General features: G+C 62.5%; 10 protein-coding genes. 2 read left to right on the top strand and 8 right to left on the bottom strand.

The genetic code is table 11. From position 1 onward, the window contains the following. Positions 1-4: 4 nt before the first annotated feature. A complete protein-coding gene (locus P0D96_RS21525) occupies positions 5-8,422 on the bottom strand; it encodes an RHS repeat domain-containing protein (protein WP_408315185.1) in 8,418 nt (2,805 codons plus the stop codon). Between the two features lie 131 nt (positions 8,423-8,553). Further along, on the bottom strand, positions 8,554-9,411 hold the full coding sequence (locus P0D96_RS21520; protein WP_408315183.1) for a hypothetical protein: 858 nt from the start codon (positions 9,409-9,411) through the stop codon (positions 8,554-8,556). A 787-nt stretch (positions 9,412-10,198) separates the two neighbouring features. Between P0D96_RS21520 and P0D96_RS21515 the strand changes: the two genes are divergently transcribed. Beyond that, positions 10,199-11,569: a sensor domain-containing diguanylate cyclase gene (locus P0D96_RS21515; protein WP_408288739.1), complete on the top strand. Its 1,371-nt coding sequence runs from the start codon at positions 10,199-10,201 to the stop codon at positions 11,567-11,569. 30 nt (positions 11,570-11,599) lie between these two features. On the opposite strand, the gene P0D96_RS21510 is transcribed toward P0D96_RS21515, so the two are convergent. From P0D96_RS21510 to P0D96_RS21500, 3 genes are all read right to left on the bottom strand, one after another. Then, positions 11,600-11,965 (bottom strand): response regulator, encoded by a 366-nt coding sequence (locus P0D96_RS21510; RefSeq protein ID WP_408179184.1) that lies wholly within the window; start codon positions 11,963-11,965, stop codon positions 11,600-11,602. A gap of 42 nt (positions 11,966-12,007) precedes the next feature. Further along, on the bottom strand, positions 12,008-12,649 hold the full coding sequence (locus P0D96_RS21505; protein ID WP_132377129.1) for a response regulator transcription factor: 642 nt from the start codon (positions 12,647-12,649) through the stop codon (positions 12,008-12,010). A gap of 379 nt (positions 12,650-13,028) precedes the next feature. Beyond that, complete coding sequence (locus P0D96_RS21500; protein ID WP_243658285.1) at positions 13,029-14,411, bottom strand: sensor histidine kinase; 1,383 nt, start codon at positions 14,409-14,411, stop codon at positions 13,029-13,031. Between the two features lie 425 nt (positions 14,412-14,836). On the opposite strand from P0D96_RS21500, the gene P0D96_RS21495 reads away from it, so the two are divergent. Further along, on the top strand, positions 14,837-17,575 hold the full coding sequence (locus P0D96_RS21495) for a winged helix-turn-helix domain-containing protein (RefSeq protein WP_408315181.1): 2,739 nt from the start codon (positions 14,837-14,839) through the stop codon (positions 17,573-17,575). Positions 17,576-17,707: 132 nt separating this feature from the next. On the opposite strand, the gene P0D96_RS21490 is transcribed toward P0D96_RS21495, so the two are convergent. From P0D96_RS21490 to maiA, 3 genes are all read right to left on the bottom strand, one after another. Then, positions 17,708-17,992, bottom strand: coding sequence for a DUF4148 domain-containing protein (locus P0D96_RS21490; protein WP_408179181.1), 285 nt, complete (start codon positions 17,990-17,992; stop codon positions 17,708-17,710). Positions 17,993-18,221: 229 nt separating this feature from the next. Further along, positions 18,222-19,427 (bottom strand): 3-hydroxybenzoate 6-monooxygenase, encoded by a 1,206-nt coding sequence (locus P0D96_RS21485; protein WP_408179180.1) that lies wholly within the window; start codon positions 19,425-19,427, stop codon positions 18,222-18,224. A 27-nt stretch (positions 19,428-19,454) separates the two neighbouring features. After that, positions 19,455-20,096, bottom strand: coding sequence for a maleylacetoacetate isomerase (gene maiA / locus P0D96_RS21480; protein ID WP_408315179.1), 642 nt, complete (start codon positions 20,094-20,096; stop codon positions 19,455-19,457). Between the last annotated feature and the right edge of the window lie 19 nt (positions 20,097-20,115).

Below are 20,115 nucleotides of genomic sequence, written 5' to 3'. Positions count from 1 at the left end.
GACTTCACGCACTCTGATTCTTCGACGACGCGCCGTAGACGCCCCACACCGTATAACCGGTGACGAGGAAATAGCCGCCCGCGATATACGCGGCGATCGCCGCTTGCGAGGTTGCCTGCTGCTTGAGCGTGTCGACCGCGCCGTTGATCACGCTCGAGACCCGCACGATCGCCTTGTCCGACGCGCTGACGGCGGTAGACGCCGGCCCGGCATTGGCCGCTTTCACGCCGCTGAACGCACCCGAGAGCGCTCCCGTGCCGAAGCCCTGCGCCGAGCTGAGCAGCAACTGTCCGACCGTTACCTTCTGGCCGGTGACGGCGTCGGTGAGCAGGGTCGAGACGTCCTTGCCGATCATGCCGGCTGTCGCCTTCGTCAAGGCTCGGAACGCGACGCTCGCCGTGGCGCTCATGCCCTGCGACAAACCCAGCGTGGCCGGCATCGTGGCAAGCCCGCCGATGCCGCCGCTCGCAAAGCCGGTCAGCGCACCGGTGCCCATGGCTTCGAAAAAACCCTTGGCCGTGAAGTCCCGGCCGTGCTGGACGTCGTACTGCAAGCCGCTCGTGCCGGCGCCGCTGATCGCGCTGGTGGTCGCGCTCCACAACACCGAGGTGGCGTTCTGCGCGACGACCTGCGCGGTCGTGAGCGGCGCGGCTGCCTCGACGCTGGCACTCGCGCCGGCCGCGACCTCGGTCGCTCCCGCCGCCGCCCCTTCGACCGCGACCTCGCCCGCCGCGGCGCCCGCGGCCGCACCGGCCGCTTCACCGCCCACGGCCACCGCGCCGGCTGCGGCCTCACCGCCGAGTGCCGCTCCCGCCAGCGCACCGTCGGCCGCCGCGGCTGCCGGTGCGGCGGCGCCGAACGTCACGAAGCTCAGTGCGATGCCGGCCGCGATCACCGCAACCATCGCCGCACCGATGCCGATCTGCGCCCATAGCGAAATGTTGCCGCTCGGGTCGACCATGTTCAGCGGGTTATTGCTCGCGAACACATAAGGGCTCGCAAATTGCCGTGCCGGATCGGGCGTGACGAAGCGCAGCAGCGCAGGGTCGTAGAGCCGCGCGCCGAAGTCGTACAAACCGAGCGTCGCGTCCCACGGCTTGCCAGCGTACTGGAACAGCCAGCTCGGTGCGCCGCTGCCCGCTTCGCTCAACAACCCGCCGAACGGCAGATAGTCGAAACTGGCAACCAGTGCGCCGGCTGTGTCGGTCACGGCCCAGACCGTGTTCTGATGATCGGCGATCGGATACTTCAGGGCGCCATCGTGCACGGCGGCGAGCCCATTGGCCCCCCAGATGCAAACCTGCGGCGTGCCGTCGTTCCAGATCACGAGCGGCGTGTTGCCCGCGCCCTGGAAACTGATCTGCAACGCGCTGCCCTGCTGACGCACCACGCGCTGATTGTTCAGGCCGCGTGCGTAGCGAACCACGTTCGAGCCGTTCGTCACGGCGGCGACCGTGCCGAGCGCCGGGTCGTATTCCATGCTCAGGCCGCGCCACTGATCGGGTTTGCCGTCGTTGCGATAGTGGAACGTGACGCCCTCCCCGTCTGCGAGCGTCGCGGTGTCGAGCCTGTCGGTGCCCGCGCTAAAACTCGCCGACAAGGTCGCGCCGTCCTGCGTGGCCTTCCAGATGTTGCCGTTCGCGTCGTACTCCGTCACTGCCTGATTGCCGCGGCCGGCGTTGGCCACGACCGCCGTGTTGAAGCGTTGCTGGCCGTCGTACGTGTACGCGACCGAACGCGTGTCGCTCAGCGCGCTGAAATTGAAGGCGGTGTCACGGCTGGCGATCTGCGAGTCGGGCGTATACGTGTAGTTCTGGCTGAACACCGTCTTCGTGCCGACGCTCGCCTGGTGCGTAAGGATGCTGCCGGGCGAGTCGTAGCCCCACGCGTCGGCTAGCGCGCCGCGTTGTGCGGTTTGCAACTGGCCGTCGGCGGTCCATGTATAGCTTGCGATCGCGGCCGGTGTGCCGGGCACGCCGATCGCGGTGATTTGCCCCTGATCGTCGTACGTGTAGACGATGCTCGGCAATGGACTGCCCGCCGGCAGATCGATCTGCGTGATCTCGTTCAGCGCGTTGTAGTGATAAGTCGCGCTGGCCGACAGTTGCGCGGCGCCGGATACATCGAGACGCGTCGTCACGACACGGCCCAAGGCGTCGTAGATCCATTGTTCGTCGACGGTGCAGTCGCCGAGGCCGCGTGCGGATGCCGGCGCCGGATTGTAAGTGACCGCGCGCGTGAGCTTGCCGAGCGCGTTCGGGTCCGTGCCATCGCCGTCGTAGCTGTAGACACGCGCCGCGGTTGCGCCATCGCTCGCACTCGGCCACGCGAGGTTGTCCACTTCCGCGGTGAGTTTTGCGGCGTCCCATGCGCCGGCTACCACGCCCTCCTCGACGATGCGGCCGAGCGCGTCGTAGCGGGTATAGAGGAAGTACTGCTCATCACCGTCGAGCGGCACCTGAACGAAGCGCGACTGACCCTTCCCGTCGAACAGATACGACGTGTTGCCGGTATCCGGATCGCTATAGACGCTTGGCTGGCCCAACGGATTCTGCAAAGTCGTCCGTACGAATGCGGCCGGGTCGGACTGCGGCCCGTTCGTGAACGCATTCGGCAATTTCATCGTGCCGAGGATCCCGGCCGTGCCGGCCGCCGCGTCATAGCTCGGGCTCACAGTGGTTTGCCCGGCGTTGCTGCCGTCGGTGGCGAGTTGCACGGTGGCCACCGCGCGCTTGGCCGTATCGACGAACTGCCGTCCCTGGTAACCGCCGGGCGTGGTGGTGAGGGTCGCGAAATACTGGCCGGCTTGCACCGGATCGTTCGCGGCACTTGCCGTATAGACGGTGCGCGTCGTTTCGCGCTCGGCGGGACTTGTGGTGTTGACGTCGTGAATCGACAGTTGCAGCCCAGGCTTGCCGCTTTCCACGATGCGGCCAAGCGCAGAGCCACCGTAGCGCAATCCGTTGTACGGATAGTTCTGGTCGTCCGAACGCTTGACCGGCCCGTCGGATTGGCCGGCGTAGTACGCCGCGACGTCGCCTTCCATCTCACAGGTGTTTTGCAGCGCGGCGAGGAAAGCCGGCACGTCGACGAAGCTCGAGCGGTATTGCAGCGGCGCGAACGCCGCGCCGCTGCCGAACGTGCCGGGCGCAATGCGCGTCAGGGCGAGTTGCCGGTCGAGCGCGTCGTAGACGACTTCCATCACGCGGCTGTCCGTCCCCTGCAGCTGATGCACCTGGCGCTGGCGCGCGGCGCCGTCGGTATAAGACTGGCCGATGCGCGGATTGGCGCCCGCCATCAGATTGACGATCTGCAACGCGTTCGGCCCGGTGGAGAACGTCAGGCCTTGCGACGGCGTCGCGGCGCTCGCATGACTGAACAACAACTGGCCGTTGCCGAAGAACAGCACGGCGCCCGGCACCATGGCGAGTAGCCATTGGGTCGCCAGATGCGGCGGGGTCGCCAGCGGGGTTTGCACGGTTGTGCCGCCCGCGCAGCTCCATTGCCAGCCGGATCCCGGAGTCCAGCCGATCTGCTCGCCGGCTCCGAACTGGAACGCTATCGTGCCGTTGCCCAGCGTCGCCGGCGGCACCATCTCGATGAAGAACACGACGGCCGGTGCGGCGTTCGCGGCGCCTTGCCAGAGCAGCGAGTCGGCGGCGTTGCCGGTCTTGCTCAGCACGCCGTCCGCGGTGCTCCACAGGCCCGGATTACCGGGCTGCCAGCGGGTGCGCCACTGCGCGCCGTCGAGGAAGGTTTCCGCGTGGCCGCCGTCGGCCATGTGCAATGTCAGTTCGGCATTCGGACTGGCGTTGTTGAACGCATCGTCGGACGCGCCCTGGCGCGACAGGAAGCGCACGTCCAGTTCCTGCAACTGACCGTCGCCGCCGACCGCCCCCAGCGGCCGGTTGTACGCGTCATAGAGCGTGAAGCTCACGTTGCCGCCGGCGTTCATCGTCGCGCGCAGCAGACGCGTGTCCGCGTGCCAGCTTTGAACCGTGACGTCGGTGCCGAACGGCGCGAACAGCACACTGTCCACCAGCACATTGCCGCTGCCGACATTGGCAAGGCGCAACGCGATGCTGCTGGTGCCCGCAGCCAGCGCGACCGACGCGCTCAGATACTGCCATTGCCCTTGCGTGTCGACGAACGCGAGGTGACTCTTCTGTGAGCCACAGTCGATGTCGATGCCCGAGCCGTCGGCGTCGTAGCCCGCGGGCGTCTGATAACGCACGGCCAGCAGATAGGCCGTACGCCCTGCCGCCGGCGCAACCGTCACGCTTGCGCTCGCACCTTTCGGTACGCTCAGGCTGCGGGTGCCGAGCCACGCGTTGGCCGTGTCGAAGGTCGTGCCCGTAAGTGTCCAGCCGCTCGCGTCTTCGTAGGACTGGAAACCGTTCCAGGCGCATTCGGCGAGCGCCGCGGCCTTGAATGTCGCCACCGGCAAACCCAGTGCGGTGCCGAACAGCGTTGCGCATAACGTCCCGGCGCCATCCGCCTGCTGCAAGACGGTGCCGTTGGCCGCGCGCACCAGGTTGCGCGTCGTGCATTGCCAGTCAGCGGGTGTTTCGCCCGGCGCATAGGTCGAAAATGGGAACGCGGCGGGTCCGCCGGTCCAGCTGAAGTCGGCTTCTTCGGCGGGCGTCAGCACGTCGTCGCCCCATAGCGTCGGCCAGTTGCTCAGCGCCGTGACCGCCGACGATGTCGTGACGCCGGCGTTGGTCGAGGTTTGCGCCACCAGGCTGCTGACATCGCTCAGCACGCGGCTGGCCGGGTTGACTTCGCACGCGTACACATTGGTCTGCACGTCGGTTTCGAGTTCGCCCGCGCCGTTCATCGTCGTGCGGGTGACGCTCGCCGGCTGTCCCGTGTAGGTGTACGGCAGCCCTTGCGGCGCGTACACGGTCGCCTGCCCCGAGGCGACGCCGTCCGTCACCGCGTTCTGCGCGGTCTGCAGGACGTACGCGCCATAAAGCTGAACCGGCGCGGCATGCGTATCGGTCGGGTCGCCCGCGCGCATCACATACGCATTCCATTCGTTCTCGACGCTGCTCAGGGTCGTGCCCGATGCATCGCAGGTCACGACGCTGTGCAGCAAGCCGTCGAGCATGTTGTAGTAATCGTCGGGCGCGACCAGCTGGTTGCCGTTCAGGTAGCAACTCGTCACCGAACCATTCACCGGATTTGCGCTGCTGCCGCCCGGGTACACGATGCTCTCGAAATATTTGACGACCTCGCCGCTCGCATCGCACGCGGCGCTCGCGGTGTTCTGCGCATAGCAGGTGGTCGAGCTTTCCGACAGGCCGTCGTCGATCGTGATGCTGGCGACGGGCCAATCCTCGATCGGCCCCTGGATCGCGTCGCCCGCGTAGCGATGCAGATTGACGCTGGTGGCGTCGTCGAGATCGCTCGCGGTGTCCGGGTACGTGAAGAACGCCGAGGCTCCGCCCGGATACATGCCCTGTCCCGGCAAATCGTGCTCCTGCGCCGTCCACATCTGCTGGCCGCCGAGCACTTGGGCGGAGCCGGCCACCCCGCCATTGCGCAGCACCAGCGCCGACGAAGCCGTTGCATGCCCGCTCGGATTCTGCGTGTCGTACGCCGCACAGGCGATAAACGCGGGACCTTCGTTGATCACCGACGCCGCGTTCAACTGATAGCGGTTGCTCGTTCCGGCGGCCTGGTTGATCAGCGTCTGGATGTCGCCGATGCTCTGCGTCACCGCATGCGACCAGTTGGTCGCCACGCCGCGGAAAAATAGCTGCGTGCCGACGCTCAGATAGTCCGGGTTGCCGCCGCTCGCCCAGTTCGCCGTGCTCTGGTTGCTCGGCGGGACGCTCAAGCCGGTGATCGCGGTCGCCGTGTCGGTCCAGTTCGCGCTGGTGCTGTTCGCGTCGTAGCCGACCAGTTGTGCTTTCGGCGAACCGTTGCCGACGAGAATCAGCGTGCCGTAGTCCGGTCCATACGCGTAACGCTGCTCGCCGACGATCACGCCGCTTTGCGGCTTCAGGTTGCTGTTCGCGAGCCACGCGTCGCCATCGAAGCGGATCAGGTTGCCGCCCACCGCGACCATCGCGTTGCCGATGCTCGCGGGCGCCCAACTGGTCGGATACGCGTTGTCGAATTTGTCGATGAAAGAGAACTTCGCCGGCGCGGCAAAGCGGTAGGCGCTGTTCCATTGCAGCACGAACACGTCGTAGCCCTGCTGACCGCTCGACGCGCCACCCGAGGTCAGATGCGAGACCGCCAGCAGCGACACGTCCGAGCTCAGCGCGACTGTCGTGGTATTGCTCAGCGAAAAGCCGAGCGTCGCGCTGCCGCCCTGCTGCCACGTGCCCGTCGGACTCAGATACGACAGCGTGACCTGTGACTTCATATCCAGCGTGGTGAAGTACTCGCGGCCAGCCGTGAACCACGTATAGGAGGCCGTCTGCTGGGTCGTATGCGTCCAGCTTTGGGTCGGCCAGTTCCACGTGAACAGGTCATAGGTGCCCTGATTGGCCGAGGTGCTCATCTGCGGCACGAGCACGAAGTTCTGCCCGGCCAGTGTCGAGACGTGGCCGTTGGCAATCGGCCAGTGCCAGGTCGGGCTGTTGCAACCGCCGCTGCCGCCGCCGGCAATCACTGCTGCGTCCCACTGGGCCCGGCGCGCCGGATCCTTGCGGAACAGGTGCAGATTGGTGTTGGTGCTCGTGTTGTACGTAATCGCAACGAAGTCCGCGGCGGCCAGCACGGCGACCGTCGAGAGATCCGTGCCGCCGTTGCCGTCCACCAGCAGCGGGTTGGATGGGTCCGCCTGCCAGCTGGTCCACTGTCCGTTCCAGGTGAGGATCTGCAACGACAACTGCTGCGTCGCGCTGTTGTTCCACAGCGCGACCGCATAGTCGGGACCGAACCACACGCGCGGCATCGACTGCTGCGGCATGGGCGCGGGCGCGGATAGCGTCAGCGCGCGCTCGCAGATCGGCAACTCGACCTGCTCATACGCATAGCTGGCGCTGCCGCCGGTCGGATAGACGACGCGACGCAACGCGCCGAGGTTGGTGGGCTCGCCGATGTCGAGGTTGTAGTCATAGCCATAGCCTGGCAAATTTTCTTCGGCTGGATTGAACAGCGCGAAGCCGGTGAGCAACCGCTTGCAGGTGTCGCCCGATGTGCCGGCAACGTTGGCCACCGCCTGCGCGCCCGGGTTCGACGGGCTCGGGTCGTAGACGAATGCCAGCGAAAACAGCGTCGAGCCGTCGGTATGCGTGACCGCGATCCCGCTCAGGAACTGCGTCTCGTAACGGTCCTGGAAGCCGTTGGGCGTGATGTCCGGCACGGTCTTGTGCGGATCCGCATATTCGCGCGGGCTCTCCGGTGTCGCATTGCTCCACAGTTTCGGCTGATAGGTGAAGCTTGCAGTACGGTCGAACACGTCGGTGATACTCGTCAGATAGCAGGCCTTGGTGTACGGCTTACCGCCCACGCCGACCTGCTGTTCCGCGCCATGCGTAAGCAGTCCGCTGCCGTCGCGATCGAAGCCGTTGTAGCCGTACGAGACGAATTCGCCAAAGCGGCTATAGGCGCGCTGCAAATGCCACGCACTCGCGTATTGCTGCTGCTTGCCGGTCACGGCGCTGTTGCCTTGCCACAGAGCGAGACCGTTGTCGTCGGTCCATTGCACGGCCCATTCGATGCTGTTGCCGGCACTGACGTTGTAGCCCTGCGCGGTTTGCGCGACGCCGCCGCCGAACGACATCGTCTGCCCCGTCTCGTTGGTCACGGCCCAACGCTCGTAACGCGAGTAATACAGCACCTTCCAGAACTTGTAATTGACCAGTTGGTACGACTCGCCGCCGTCGCTGGCATCGAGCGTTTGCTGATTCAGTTGCAGAACGAATTGCTGCTGGAGTGCATCATCGTCGATCCGCCACGGGCTTGCGCTGCCCGCGATCTTCGCGCTCGCCGAGAGCGGCAAACCGCGCTGCACGAACTCGCTGCGCACGGCGGCCGGCACCGTCTGACCGTCGACCAGCGATCCCGCCAACGCGCCGGCCATGCCGAACAGCGACGGATTGGCGGGCTCGCGGATCAGTTGGCTCGACACGCCCGCCATATTGATCGAATAGGTCGCGGCTCCCGGTGTCGGCGCGCCGCCGGTGTCGAGCGTGATCGCCGATACCGGCAATTGCCAGCCCATGCCCAGCACGCCCGTCGGACGGTCGCGGTTCCATGTCATCGCCTGCTGGTGGACGTTGCTCTCGTACTGGATCGACAGATCGATCTGCAGGCCGTCGTTGCCGGTACGCCCGGGCATCGAAAACAGTGCCTGCGTAAGGTTCACGTCGCCGCGAAACAGGTTGACGCTGCTCTTGAGCACGCCCACCGTGCTGGCATCCATCTGGAAAGTACGAATGCTGGGAATCGAGGAATCAGACATGACGGCCGGCTCCGGAAAGAACGCGCGCACGCGACCGCCCGCGGCCAATGCGGGCGGCGTGAACGCGCAGGTGTAAGGAGGCGCACGCGCGTGCGCCGTTGCATGTTGCGGCGGGTTGCCTGGCCGCTGACTCAGGTGCCGACGATGAAACCGCTGACGTTACTCACGCCGTCGTCCTGCACATGGCCGGAGTTGTCGATCAGCTTCGCCGCGCCGGTAACCGTGACGTCACTGCCGCTCACGCTCTGCACCGACAGACTCACTGAGAACGTTTTCACGTGATGGTCTGAGTTGTCGCGGTACTGCACCTTGTAGCTGCTCAGGAACGGCGTGTAGTGGGCGAACGGCTTGCCGAACGTGACTTTCTGCGTGTTGTTCTGCAACGTGTTGGTGCCGCGCACGAAGTTGCCGAGCGACGGGTCGCAGTTCGCCACGAGTCCCGCATCCACGGTGCCCGATACGTTTCCATGGCCGGTATCGTCGTACATATAGACCGTGCCGTTGATCGACGCGGTGTTCCCGCTCAAGGTCGTGCCGACAGCCGCGCATGCCGTCTCCATATGGTGATCGGTGCCGCCATACGACAGGTAGTAACCGGCGAGCGCGGCTTGCAGCACGTTCGGATCGGTGCCGGGAATCGTGATCGGCGAACTCGTCCCGCCGTTGACGATGCCGGAGACATTGCCGAGCTTCAGATTGGAATCGTCGACGCCGACCCACGCGAGCGCGACGACATTGACATAGGACGAAGCCGGATCGAGGTTGTTTCCGCTGGCATCGACCATCGTCGCATGCGCAGTGATGGCGAGGGACGATCCCGATTGATTGACGCTCAGCGAGACCGATATCGTCTGCACGTGATGGTCCGTATTGCCATAGCTCAACGAAAAAGCCGAGATGCCGACCATACGTTGCGTAATCTGGTCGGTGAAGTTGAAGGTGTTGGTAGCACCGGGTTTGATCTGGGCACTCTGAATCTGCAGCGGCATGATATTGCTCCCGAATTTGAATACGCGCGGACAAAGCCAGTCCCTGCCATGGCGATTTATGCGCCTTGGCTTAACCAGCCATTTTTAATAAAAAAAGGAAGCCCTTTCAGTAAAAGACTGAAATAAAACCCAACGTACTTTTATTTAAAAATTTAACATTTCCGCTAAATCAGAATCCAAAAAACAAAATCTCTCCCAGACTCCAGTGAAGGGAATCGGATTGTCTGATTTTGAAGAGCGAAAGCGCAGACCGCACCCTCGCGTACGAACGGAAATGCCCGTCCCGCGCGCCTGATGCCCCCGGTATTCGATGGCCTCCTACAGAACCTCGGCACTCTGAGCGGCCGATAGCCGGATTGCGTCTAAATTGCTGTTATGCGACTCAGTATGGTTGATGGCAACAGGAAATTCAATGTTCAGACCAATTCCGGAAGGCGTTGCCATCAAAAAAAATCGTTTCACTCAGGCGCTGGTTCGGCGGGTAAGGAAAATCACATTCCCAATTGAAAGAGAGACAATTTCAGTCGATTAGCACAGTTTGACGTTTGGCTATCGGGCATCGATGCAAAGCGGATCAACCGGGCGCGTTGTGCCTTGATTGTGCTCGGGTTGTGATGAGTGCGAGCCCGCACTGAATAAGCTGAAAGCCTTTCGTCGGAGCGGATATGTAGGACAATATGTTCCGTCAGCAGCGCACTCCGCACTCTACCGTCCAGCACACATACAGATTGGATGGTTAGCGACGCCGATACACCCAGAAGACAGAACATCAACCAAACGGGTCAGAATGGACAGCTTGCTTATCGGGCCGGCAACACGCAAACAGGCCGTTTTCGCAGGTACATTTGCGTCGCTTGTTCTGCTCACCTTCGTGATCGCGGGTCCGCGCGCGCACCAGACGTTGCCGGCAATCACTTCCTTCATGCCGATGTGCGCACTCACGGTGTTCACCATGTCGGGAATCGCCGCGTTCCTTCTCGGCGCCCGCTTTGCCGTGACGCAACAACCGATGATCGGCGCGCTCGGTGGCGCATACGCATTCACGGCGATCACCGTCGCTTTGCAACTGCTGATGTTCCCTGGCATTTTCACGCGCACTGGCCTGTTCGGTGCCGGCGCTTACAGTGCGGCGTGGATGTGGGTTTTCTGGCATGCGGGATTCCCGCTGCTCGTCATCGTGGCAGCGCTCATTCGCGACCGCTTTCCGGGCAAGTCGATCGAACTGCCTCATATCGACTTCTGGACCTGGGCGCTGATCGGTGTTCCAACCGCGCTTGCCGCCGCGCTAGGCGTCCTCGCTGTTTATGCGGATCTGTCGGCGCCTTTTCATATGGCGCCCGAAACGGGCGTGCTCTCAGGCGGCCGAACCGCGGTCGTTATCTGCTCGCTCGACGTTCTGGCGATCGTCGTCGTTTTGATAAAAGGGCGACTGCGGACGGTGCTCGATCTGTGGATCACCATCGCTCTGCTGGCGTCGTTCGTGGACGCTACCCTGAATCTGCTGAGCATCGTTCAGTTCACGCTCGGCTGGTACGTCGCACGGGTCTTCAGCATGCTGGCTCCCGGCGTCCTGGTCTGCGTCCTGGTCTGGGAAGTCACTGTTCTCTATCGCAAACTGTCCGAGGCGCACACGACTCTGTTGCATACCTCCATACGCGATGCCCTGACCCGCGTTTATAACCGTAGCTATTTTGACGACCAGTTTCGCAGGGAATTCGAGCGTGCGACGCGCAACCGTCAGCCGCTCTCGCTCGTCATGGTCGATGTCGACAATTTCAAAGACTACAACGACGCTTTTGGTCATCTTCGTGGCGATGCCTGCCTTAGGGTGATTGCGGGCGCGCTGGCAGGAACCGCGCGCCGGCCAGGCGATTTCGTCGCCCGTTACGGCGGTGAAGAGTTTGCGCTCGTGTTACCCGACACGGGATTGAGCGAGGCATCGGCGATTGCCGAGCAGGCCAGGCTCGCAGTCATGGACTTAGGATTGACAGCGCCGATACCCGCCGGTCAGATCACCATCAGCGCCGGGTGCGCGACGACTATTGACCCAAACACACTGGGCACGCCCAGCGCACTCGTTCACGCAGCGGATGCCGCGCTTTACGACGCAAAACGTGCAGGACGTAATCGGGTTCAGTCCGTCACGTCGCTGCCGTGAAGCGCGACTGTCTGTTTCAGGGCCAACTGCTCAAGCGATACTATCCAGCAGGTCCAGCAACGCGTCGCCGTCAACAGGCTTTCTGAAGAAACCCAAGGCGCCTCTTTGCAGATAGTAGTCTTCCGTATGCCCGCTCGAGTTCCCGGTGATGATGATGACGGGTGTAAGCGCGTTCGAATGAACTGTTCTTTCGAGTACTTGAATACCGTCAATGGGCCGCATTCCCAAGTCCGTGATAACGCATACCAGACCGGAGCAACCATCGGAAAAGAAATCCAGTGGCGATTCGTAGACTCGTACTCCATACCCGCCAGACGCAAGCAGGTTCGCAAGAGACGTCAAAACGCGCCGGTCGTCATCAATTATGGCGACGGTCCGAACCGGAGGCGTGGGCATTTTTTTCTCCGCTCATCGCTTCTCACGAAGAATTAATCGACCTCAGACATCGGACGTGGTTGTCAGCGATGCTTCGAGTTGCAGTTTGCTGGCCTGCCTGACGAGAGTAGCAAATGAATCCGCCTGCATTTTTCTCATGATGTGGCCGCGATGTACCTGCACGGTGTATTCGGTGATGCCAAGAATTGCTGCCGCCTGCTTGTTGAGCAGACCGCTTGCGAGTAACGGCAAAATCTCCTGCTCGCGAGGCGTCAGCGATTGATAGAGAGCCCAGAGTGTCGTCGCGTCCTCCGCCTCCTTGCGAAGCACGTATGCTCTCGCGAGAGCCGCATCGACCGCGCCCATCAATGCGTCTTCATTGACGGGCTTGGTGAGGAAATCAACTGCCCCGCCCTTCATGGCAAGGACCGCGGACGGCACATCTCCTCTTCCCGTAATGAAAATGACAGGAATTCGCGAGTCCGTGCGTACCAGCTTCTGGACTTCCAGGCCATTCATGTCTGGCATGCGCATATCCAGGATCAGACATGCAACGACATTTTTTTGACGCGGCGTGTCCAGAAACTCTCCACCGGAGCTGAATGCCTGAACGTTTCTTCCGTTTGCGCGCAGCAGTGCGGAGAGTGCTTCCCGCACCCGTTTTTCGTCGTCGACCACGTAGACCAATTCGCTTGCGGATTCCATGGAACCCCTCGGTGGTTAGGTGAAAGTCCCTCCTAACTTCGGCACAGCCGGGCCACGATAATCCCGCTTAATGTCCGTCTCGCGCGGTCGTGCCGACAAAAAAACCATTGCCATCGGAAACGTCACATGAGACCACGGACGGCTGTGTTGTGCATCACATGAATATGTAATGGCAGCGCCCAAAATGAAGTTGTAGGCTCGGCACCCGTTGCGAAATGGCCCACAAGGTCTGTCACGAATGATCTGCAAACGTCCTTGCGTTGACGTGTGCCTGAACCATCCCCGCACGGTCTGGCTGCGCAAATGCGGGCGCTGGTCAATGAATGCCCAGGTGGAAAGGCTTACCTGACGAGCCGACCGGCGATACCGCCCACCCTCGTCAACGTGCTGTCGCGTTCGACCGCTCTATCGGAAGACTGAAGCTGAAGGTTACGCCGCGGGACACATTGCGCACGGCCCAGATCCGGCCCGCGTGTGCCTCGATGATGGACCGGCAGATTGCCAGCCCCATGCCCATTCCTGTTTCCTTCGTGGTGAAGAACGGCTCGAAGATCTTCTTGAAGTCCACCTGTCCCGAACCATGATCCTCCACGTCGACCACCACGTTGTCCGCATCGCGACGCGAGCGAATCACTAGCAGCCTCGGCCGTTCCTCCGTTGCCGCCAGCGCTTCGATCGCGTTGCGCACGAGGTTCACGATCACCTGCTGGATCTGCACCGCGTCCGCGCTGATCTTCGACACGTCTTCGCCCAATATTGTCTCGAGCGAAACCGCGCTGCGCTGGATGTCGTCGGCCATCAGCGTGCATACCTGAAGAATCAGCTTGTTGATATCGAGTTCGACCTTCTGTGGAGCCGTGTGCCTGAAGAGCGCCCGAATGCGGCTGACCACGTCCGCTGCGGAATTCGCGTCGCGGAGCAACTGCTCGGCCGAATATTTGGCTTCGTCGATCCTGGGCGGCGTTGCGGCGAGCCATCGCACGCATGCGCGCCCATGCGCCACGATGGCCTGGAGCGGCTGATTGAGTTCGTGAGCGATGGAGGCGGACAGCTCGGCAACGGCCGCGAGCCTCGACGCCTGCGCGAGTTGCTCCTGCGCATCGTGCAAGGCCTTCGACAGTTCCGCGCCGTCATCGATATCGACGTCGAGGCCGAAGAACTTCATCACCTGCGCGCCGGCCGCTTCAGTACCGCGCTGCTCTCGAGCGTGGCCGACTTCGAGCCTTGATAGCAGGTCCGGCTCATCCGATAACTGCTCGAGGAGCGCGACGAGATGGTGCCGTACACTTTCGGATCGGCGCGCGCCCTCCTCGATTGCGATGGCCAATTCCGCCCACCGCGGCTGCCGATAATGTTCGGCCAGATAGGCCCGGACAATGATCTGCGCAATGAAATCGAAATGATCGAGCAGATACAGCGAGACGTCGGCCAGAAGTTCCTTGGCAATGCGTTCGTCCAACTCGCCCAGCGCGATGTACGTGCTCCAGGTTTCTCGCAACCCGAGGCGCAGCGCCTGAAGGAGGCTCTGCAGCGGCACGCGCTGATGCTCACGTCTTTGGCTGATTTCCCGGAAAGCGTCCATGTCCTGTGCCGATGGAGGTTCGCCCGACAACAGCGTCTCGAACCATACTTTGGCCGACAGCGCGACGGATTCGTGAACGTCCCGTTTCGCTGCCGGCGCGAGCAATTTGTATCCATCGAACTGGGTCAGTATCGCAAGCGTGCGTTCGACGACAAGCGTCAGATCGGCTGCGATGGACACGGTTTTTTCCCGCAAGTGATTGCTGATCTTTGGAACTTTGGCTAACACGGCTATATATCTATCAGTAGCAGGCGCGCGATTTCGACTGACAAGGAGCGCCGGCGCAGCGATGTTGACGGCTGCGCGCCGACCGGTTCCCGCCTGGTACTCTGCAATGCGATTCGAGGCGGCGTATCATGTGGCAAAAAACGAGTCGTTCCCGGCGAAGCGCCAGTGAGCCGCCCGGCAGTGATCGACAAGCGCGCTGCCTTCTCCAGGGGGCACGCTTCGATCCCAACCCGGTGGACGCATGATCTCCTGGCGCGGCGCTGCCCACCATCCCCCATACAGGGGAGATGCCCGCCATCCCCCAACACGGGGGATACGCTTCAATAGATGGGGGATGGCGGCAAGCACGCCCACCCCAAAAACAATGTGACTGAAAAATGCGTGTGGTTGGAGAAACGTCCACGATCGGGCCGCATCTTTTCCTTGCAACGAAGGTCGTTCCGCCGCGTTTGCCGGTGGATCTGATCGTTCGTCCGCAACTCGTCGGTCTGGCTGAGCGCGCCGCGAGCAAACGTCTCACCGTGATCAAAGCGCCCGCCGGATTCGGCAAGACTTCGCTGGCGCTCATCTGGCTCGACCGGCTGCGCGCGAACGGTGCGCGGGTGGCCTGGTTGTCGCTCGACGCCGAGGACGACGAACCCGCACGCTTCGTCAATTACCTGGCGCATGCGTTGTGGCATGCCTGCGGCAATGTCGGCGCGGCGGCGATCAGCCTGACTGCCGACGCCGCGTTCGTCCCTCTGCACGCCGTCGTTTCCACGCTGATCAACGAGCTTGTCGAAGTCGACGACGAGGTCGTCCTGTTTCTGGACGACTATCACGTGGTCACCCTTCAAGCGGTGCACGACGCGATGTCGTTCTTTATTGAAAAGGCGCCGCAGAATGTGCATGTGGTTCTCTGCAGTCGCACAGAACCATCGCTGCCGCTCGCGAGGATGAGAGCAGGAGACGATCTGCTGGAAATCGATGCGTCGGCGTTACGTTTCGACTTCGACGAAACGAAGCGCTTCGTCGAACACGCATTGCCCGGCGTGCTGAACGCTTCCCGCATCGAGACGCTTTTTGCGAGCACAGAGGGCTGGGCTGCGGCGCTGCGCATCTCGATGTCCATGCTCTCGCGCAAGGAATGCCAAGGCGTTAAGGAGCCTGGTGCGCCGTCTGGCGCATCGCGGCCGTTCGCCGCCTATATCGAACACATGTTCGAGCGGCTGCCCGCCGAAATAGTCGGGTTCATGCTGCGCACGTCGATACTCGATCGATTGAGCGCGCCGCTCTGCGAGGCGGTAACGGGCCTGCACACGAGCCAGCGCATGCTGGACGACATCGCCGAGGGGCAGATGCTGTTGCAAGCGCTCGACTGCGACGGAAAATGGTTCCGCTATCACCATCTGATGGGCGAGTACCTGCGAGCGAAGCTCGACGCACAGCACGCCGACGAGGTGGCGGAATTGCATTGCCGCGCGTCCGGGTGGTATGGCGGCCAGGAGCTGTGGACGGAGGCAGTCAAACATGCGATCGCCGCGGGCACCACGGATAACGCGATCCGTCTCATGGAACAGTGCGCGATGGCACTGGTCAAGAAAGGCGATCTGCTCACGCTGCTCGGTTTGCAGCGCCGCTTCCCCGTGGGTCTGTCCGGTGCACAGGTGCGGGTTACGCTGGCGATCGCCTGGGGAATGGCGCTCGCGTTGCGTTTCGACGAGGCGCTCGCGATGCTGGATACGGTCGAACGTGATATCCCGTCCCAGACCGGCGCCGAGCCCGAAGACATCCGGTGGGAATGCCAGGCGATCCGTTCGGTCGTCGCGGCACTAAAGGACGATCCTGAAGCGGCGCTCGCTATCGCTGAGCCATGCCTCGAGCGACCGTCCGCCAATATCTGGACGACCAATGTGGCATCCAACGTCGTGCGCTTCGCGCACTGGAAGGCCGGCAACCTCGAAGCGCTTTACGCCACGCCGTGGATGTCCTATTCAATCGAAGAAAATCAACGCAATCTCTATTCTTCCGTCTACCGGCTGTGCCTGCTGGGACACGCGGAGATGCAACAGTTGCACTTCGAGCTTGCAGAACGGTATTTCACGGAATCGATGAAGCTGGCCGAACGCGAAGCCGGTCCCGATTCGATCTCGGTAGCACTATGCGCACCGATGATCGGACAGATCTGGTACGAACACGGCCGACTGGACGAGGCTGAAACGCTGGTTGCCGGACTGATGCCCGTTATCGACGTAGCGGTCTTGCTAGATAGCGTGTTGATCGCCTATCGCGTCCTCATCCGAATCGCAGTCGCGCGTTCGGACATGAGGCAGGCGTATGCGTTGCTCGATCGCGCGCAGGCGTTGGCTTGCGCACGTGGATGGGAACGCATGACCGCCGCCGCCCTGGTCGAACGCATACGGCTCTATCTTGTGGAAGGCAGGACGGTCGAGGCGGCTGTGTGCGCCGCCCAACTCGATCAGGTGGCGCGCTCCCAGTCCCATTCTTCACGCTCCATCTCGCTCGAGATCGAGGATTATCGTGCACTAGGGGCGGCCTCTGTCGCCGCGGCTCAGCACCGGACCGAAGAGGCCACTGCGCTGTTGAGCACCGCGCTGCAGAGCGCCGAACGGCGACATGGAGATTTCCTCGCGATACGTTTGCGAACCATGCTTGCGCTCGTCCGGCTGGCAGCGAACGAACGCACCCGTGCGATCGAGGTCTTTAGCGAAGTCCTGAAGATCGCCGCGCCCGCAGGGGTGTACCAATCCATTCTCGATGTGGGCCCGGACATCGGCGACTTGCTGCACGCCGTTTACGACGACGCGCACAATACGGCGCAAACGAACGAGACGATCGCCTACGCCAATCATCTGCTCCATGGCTGGCGGACACTCTATCAGCCCGGCGGCAACCGTCAGCGCGACACGGAGCGCGGATCACTGAGCTCAAGGGAGCGCGAAATCGTCGACTTGATTGCGAGAGGACAGTCGAACAAGGAAATCGCAAATACGCTTGGAATTGGCGCTGAAACCGTCAAATCTCATATGAAGAGCATCTTCATGAAACTCGGCGTCGATAAGCGAGCTCAAGCCGTTGCACACGCGCGGGACCTCGGACTCGTGGGTCCATACTAGGCCGCGTGCGGAGGGGCCGCTCACGGTATGTGGACTAACGCACTTGCCGGGCTCAGCCAGGGACCATGCCGCCACGAACCGCGGAATTCCGGAACTGAGGTTGCGCCGCCTCAGTCCCGATACAGCTTCCTATCAGAGTCCGTCTGCTCGCCCCGAGCGAGACGTTCCATCCACATCACCACCATACCCGGATACCGCACCTTGCGCTGCGGTGTTCTGTGCCGCGACTTTCGCTTCAGCAGCCTGGATATTTTCCGGGTAATGAACCCAATCGCGCGGGTTGTAACCCGCTTTCTCGAGCTGTTCCAACTGGGCACGCACTTGCGCACGGGTCAGCGACGGACTTGACTGTGCGAACGATGCAAGAGGGACAACGGCAAGCGCCGCAACGAGAACAACCTTGGTGAACGACTTCATGACTTCGTACCTCTTAGAATGGTTGGTGGCAGGACCACACGGGTTTTCTGCCACGGCTGAAAACAGTCTAAGAGGGAGAAGCACTTAGGGTAAGTACCAATTTTGCCAATTCACCGTTGCATCGGCGCACACAATCAGAAAAGCGATCTCATCACTTTTGGTATTCCAACACAGAACCGATCGTGTCTTTTCCGCAGACCTCGATCTTGGTGCACAGCTATCCTCATCCTCAGAGGACGCCCTTCAGGCAATCTTCCGCGCGCCAGCCATGCAACCACGCCAACGCGTCGTAGAACTGCTCCTGCGTGCGGCCGACCCAAAGCGAGTTACGCACCAGACGCTCGACACCCTTCGCGTGATAGATGCGGCCCATTTCGCGCGCCGAGTACAGCACGCGTGCCGTGCGCGGAATACGTGCGGTCTCGTACAGCTTGAACGCGGCTTCGAAATCGCCGTCGGTCGCGGCAACGGCCGCGCCGAGCGTGACCGCGTCTTCAAGCGCCTGGCAGGCGCCTTGGGCGAGGTACTGGGTCATCGGGTGCGCGGCGTCGCCGAGCACGGTGGCGCGCCCGTCGCTCCAGCGTTCCACGGGATCGCGGTCCGCCGTGGCCCAACGCTTCCAGGAAGTCGGCCGGTCGAGCATCTGGTGCGGCAGCGGATGGATGCCCTCGAAGTACGACAGCACTTCCTGCTTGCTGCCTTCGCGCACGCCCCATTCCTCCTTTTCGCGGCTATGGAACGTGACGACGAGGTTGTACTGCCGGCCGCCGCGCAGCGGATAGTGCACAAGGTGACAATGCGGACCCGCCCACACGACAGGCGCATTGATTTGCAGATCCGTGGGCATGTTCTCGGCATCGACGACTGCGCGATACACGACATGTCCCGTCACGCGATGCTCGTCGCCGATCAATGCCTTGCGTATCGCTGACTTCACGCCGTCACAACCAATCACCGCGTCCGCGCTGTAGCCCTCGCCATGCTGATCGGTGACGGTCACACCGTCTGCATCCTGATCGAGCGTGCAGACCTGCGTGTTCGTGCGGAACTGGATCAGCGGATGATCCTTCACGGCTTCCAGAATCGACAGATGGATGTCCGCGCGATGAATCACCGCATACGGATTGCCGAAGCGCTCGCGATACGGCGCGCCGACGTCGACGCGCACGATTTCCTTCGCGTCGAGCGCGTCCATCAGGCTCAGATAGTCGGTGAACACGGCGCGGCCACGCGCCGCCTCGCCGACACCCAGCGCATCGAGCGCATTGAACGCGTTCGCGGCCAGCTGGATGCCCGCGCCTATCTCCTGGATTTCCGGAGCCTGCTCGAGCAGTTGCACGCGAATGCCCTGACGCGCCAGCACCAGCGCAGCGGCCAGGCCGCCAATTCCGCCGCCGATCACGAGCACGCGGCGCCCTTTGTCTGTCTCACTCATGACTGTCTCCCCATGATTGCCCCGCCATCAAGCAATGTAATCCGGCTGGCGCTGCGGCTGCGCAGCAGCAAATGCCGGGTGTTTCGACGCGTGTTCATACACAGCGAGGCAGCGCGGATAGGCGCTCAGATCGCAGTCCATGCGCAGCGCGTTGGCGATCTGCGGCACGAGGGCCACGTCAGCGAGCGTCGGCTGCGCGCCGAAGCACCAGGGCCCTTCGTTGCTGCGTTCAAGCATGCGCTCGGCACCGGCCATCCCTTCAGCAATCCAGTGTCGATACCACGCGGTCTTCTGCTGTGGCGTCACCTTGAGTTCCGTTTCCAGATAGCGCAGCACGCGTAGGTTGTTGACTGGATGAATGTCGCACGAAATCAGTGATGCGAATTCGAGCACGCGCGCACGCGCCACCGGTTCGAGCGGAATCAGGCGTGGCTCGGGATGCGTCCGGTCGAGATAGTCGATGATCGCGAGTGACTGGCCGAGTTTGAAATCGCCGTCGACGAGCGCCGGCACCGACGCCGACGGATTCACGTTCGCCACGTAGTCCGCCGCGCGATGTTCGCCGATGCGGATATTGACGGGCAACGTGTCGTACGCGAGACCTTTGAGCGCGAGTGCAATGCGCACACGGTACGAGGTCGAGCTGTTAAAGAAACTATGGAGTTGCACGAGTAGATCTCCGTCCAAT

This window comes from Paraburkholderia sp. RL17-347-BIC-D, assembly GCF_046027915.1.
Classification (GTDB): domain Bacteria; phylum Pseudomonadota; class Gammaproteobacteria; order Burkholderiales; family Burkholderiaceae; genus Paraburkholderia.
This window is presented reverse-complemented; position numbering and strand designations above follow the sequence as displayed.